Annotated in this window: 3 protein-coding genes; all 3 read left to right on the top strand. The window is 65.7% G+C overall.

Features of this window, described 5'->3' with window-relative positions; all coding sequences use genetic code 11:
• The coding region (gene dnaK / locus QOD90_RS03750) for a molecular chaperone DnaK (protein WP_526346810.1) at positions 1-1,685 on the top strand (1,685 nt) is incomplete at its 5' end.
• The gene (gene grpE / locus QOD90_RS03745) at positions 1,682-2,353 is read left to right on the top strand and encodes a nucleotide exchange factor GrpE (protein WP_526346808.1); all 672 of its coding nucleotides are present in this window, start codon (positions 1,682-1,684) and stop codon (positions 2,351-2,353) included. The genes dnaK and grpE, both read left to right, overlap by 4 nt.
• A 44-nt stretch (positions 2,354-2,397) precedes the next feature.
• The coding region (locus tag QOD90_RS03740; RefSeq protein ID WP_526346806.1) for a DnaJ domain-containing protein at positions 2,398-2,978 on the top strand (581 nt) is incomplete at its 3' end.

Here is a 2,978-nt window from a genome sequence, read left to right as displayed (position 1 = left end):
CCGCGAAGAACCAGGCCGTCACCAACGTCGACCGGACCATCCGTTCGGTCAAGCGTGAAATCGGCACCGACTGGCACGTCGAGATCGACGGCAAGAACTACACCGCGCAGGAGATCAGCGCGCGCGTGTTGATGAAGCTCAAGCGCGACGCCGAGGCGTACCTGGGTGAGGACATCGCCTCAGCGGTCATCACCGTTCCGGCGTACTTCACCGACGCTCAGCGCCAGGCCACCAAGGATGCCGGCCAGATCGCCGGCCTCGAGGTGCTGCGCATCGTCAACGAGCCGACGGCAGCCGCGCTGGCCTACGGGCTGGACAAGGGCGATAAGGAACAGACCATCCTGGTCTTCGACCTCGGTGGCGGCACCTTCGACGTCTCGTTGCTGGAAATCGGCGACGGCGTCGTCGAGGTCAAGGCCACCTCGGGTGACAACCACCTCGGCGGCGACGACTGGGATCAGCGCGTCGTCGACTGGCTGGTCGACAAGTTCAAGGCCAGTGCTGGCATCGACCTGACCAAGGACAAGATGGCCATGCAACGGCTTCGTGAAGCCGCCGAGAAGGCCAAGATCGAACTCAGCTCCTCGCAGAGCACGTCGATCAACCTGCCCTACATCACCGTCGACGCGGACAAGAACCCCTTGTTCCTCGACGAGCAGATCACGCGCGCCGAGTTCCAGCGGATCACTCAGGATCTGTTGGACCGCACCCGCAAGCCCTTCCAGTCGGTCATCGCCGACGCGGGCATCTCGGTGTCGGCCATCGACCACGTGGTGCTCGTGGGTGGTTCCACCCGCATGCCCGCGGTCACCGATCTGATCAAGGAGCTCGCAGGCAAGGAGCCCAACAAGGGCGTCAACCCGGACGAGGTCGTCGCCGTCGGCGCCGCGCTTCAGGCTGGTGTGCTCGGCGGTGAGGTGAAAGACGTTCTGCTGCTTGACGTCACGCCACTGTCCCTCGGCATCGAGACCAAGGGCGAAGTGATGACCAAGCTGATCGAGCGCAACTCCACGATCCCGATGAGCAAGTCGGAGACCTTCACCACCGCCGACGACAATCAGCCGTCGGTGCAGATCAAGGTCTACCAGGGTGAGCGCGAGATGACGGCGCACAACAAGCTGCTGACCGCCTTCGAGCTGACCGGCATTCCGCCGGCCCCCCGCGGCGTCCCGCAGATCGAGGTCACCTTCGACCTCGACGTCAACGGCATCGTGCACGTCACGGCGAAGGACAAGGGCACCGGCAAGGAGAACTCCATCAAGATCCAGGAGGGCTCCGGACTGTCCAAGGACGAGATCGATCAGATGATCAAGGACGCCGAGGCTCACGCCGACGAGGACCGCAAGCGTCGCGAAGAGGCCGACGTCCGCAACCAGGCCGAGTCGCTGGTCTACCAGACGGAGAAGTTCGTCAAGGAGCAGCGTGAGGCCGAGGGCGGATCGAAGGTCCCCGAGGACACGCTGGCCAAGGTGGAGTCCGCCGTCGGCGATGCCAAGACGGCACTCGAAGGCTCCGACATCTCCGCGATCAAGTCAGCGATGGAACGCCTCGGCGTCGAATCGCAGGCACTCGGACAGGCGATCTACGAGGCCACCCAGGCCGAGCAGGCCGCCGGCGGCTCCGGCCCCGTTGACGACAACGTGGTCGACGCCGAGGTCGTCGACGATGACGAGGAGCGCAAGTGACTCGTCCCTCCAACGGCGAAGGTGATGTGCAGGAGCCGGTAGTGGTTACCGACAAGCGGCGCATCGATCCCGTCACCGGCGAGGTACGTGCAACGTCCGGTGGGCAGAAGCAAGGCGACCGGGCATTCGACGCAGCCGGGCCGGCCCCCAGCGGGGGGCCGGCACCGGCACCGGAGCCGGAGGTCGTGGAGTCCGACGAAGTCGCCGATCTGACGGCAACCCTGCAGCGTGTCAAGGCCGAGTACGACAACTACCGGAAGCGGTCCGTCCGCCAGGAGCAGGCCGCGGCCGATCGTGCCAAGGCGCAGGTCGCGGGCCAACTGCTCCCGGTGCTCGACGACCTCGACAACGCGCGCAACCACGGCGATCTCGAGTCAGGACCGCTGAAGGCCGTGGCCGACAAGCTGATCGGCGCGCTTGAGGGCGTCGGCCTGGTGGGCTTCGGTACGGAGGGTGACGCCTTCGACCCGTCGTTGCACGAGGCCGTGCAGCACGAGGGCGACGGCTCCAACCCAGTGGTCGGCACGGTCATGCGCCGGGGCTACAAGTTCGGCGACAACGTGCTGAGGCACGCCCTGGTCGGTGTCGTCGACGCACCGGCGGACTCCGACACGGCAGAGAATGCCGGCGGAAGCGTCCGTGAAGACTCAGAATCAAGCTCAGAATAAGCAACCAGACATCCGCATCGCGATATTTGAGGAGGTGACGCGGCATGGCCCAACGCGAATGGGTCGAGAAGGACTTCTACAAGGAGCTCGGCGTCTCCTCTGACGCGAGCCCCGCCGACATCAAGCGTGCAGCGCGCAAGCTGCAGGCCGAGCTTCACCCCGACCGCAACCCCAACAACCCGACCGCCGAGGCGCGGTACAAGGCCGTGGGGGAAGCCAAGGAGGTCCTGACCGACGAGAAGAAGCGCAAGGAATACGACGAAACCCGAAAGCTCTTCGCCAATGGCGGTTTCGGCCGCGGGTTCAACGGTGGCGGCGGGGGTAACTTCGGTGGCTTCACCGACGGCGCCGAGTTCAATCTCGGCGACCTGTTCGATCAGGCTCCACAATCCGGCGGCGCCAACATCGGCGACCTGTTCGGCGGGATCTTCGGCCGAGGTGCCGCACCCCGACCGACCCGACCCCGTCGCGGCAAGGACCTCGAAACCGAGACCGAGTTGTCGTTCCTCGAAGCGACCAAGGGCGTCGCGATGCCGTTGCGGCTCACCAGCCAGGCACCGTGTACGAACTGTCACGGCAGCGGCGCGCGCCCGGGTACCAGCCCACGCGTCTGCCCGAACTGCAC

Origin of the sequence: Mycobacterium sp., assembly GCF_032161845.1 — a bacterium.
Taxonomy (GTDB): Bacteria; Actinomycetota; Actinomycetes; order Mycobacteriales; family Mycobacteriaceae; genus Mycobacterium.
This window is presented reverse-complemented; position numbering and strand designations above follow the sequence as displayed.